At 70.3% G+C, this 566-nt stretch carries 1 pseudogene; it reads right to left on the minus strand.

The window, feature by feature from the left end:
• Window positions 1-109: 109 nt before the first annotated feature.
• Window positions 110-566: pseudogene (locus tag A5652_RS09535) on the minus strand (hypothetical protein); the annotation flags it as partial.

Here is a 566-nt window from a genome sequence, read left to right on the forward strand (position 1 = left end):
ACCGTGAAGGGCGACGCGAGCCTGGCCTGGATGCTGCTCGGCGCCTTCGCCATGGCCTGCGCCGTCCTGGCCGGTCTGCTGCTGAACCGCAGGCTGCCCGCCTGAGTCCTCAGCTGGGCAGGCGCCGGTTGATCAGCAGCGCCAGTGCCGTAGCGATCAGGGCGGTCAGCACGCCGAGGCGCAGCCAGCCGGAGCTACCCGGCCCGGGCACGGTCCGGTACCCGATCTCGTTCTCGATGGCGTTATAGCTCTTCTGGAGCTCCCCGAGGGTGGTGGCGCCCTCGTAGTCGACGGTGCCGTACGGGGTACCGAACGAGATCGTCGAGATCTGCACGCCCTCGGCCTTGGCGGCTCGGGCCGCGGTGAACGCCGTCGTGCGGATCGCTGGGATTGGAGGGTTTGTTCTCGCCGCCGTCGGAGAGCAGGACGATGCGGGCCGGTGGCGGGGTATCGCCGCCGGCGACCGCGGTGGCGCTGATCGCGTGCAGGGCGGTGAAAAGGCCTTCTCCCGTCGCGGTTTTGGGCATCGGCTTGAGGCTGTCGATGCCCGCCTTCACCGCGCGGCG

Origin of the sequence: Mycobacterium sp. 1165178.9, assembly GCF_001673555.1 — a bacterium.
Lineage (GTDB): Bacteria > Actinomycetota > Actinomycetes > Mycobacteriales > Mycobacteriaceae > Mycobacterium.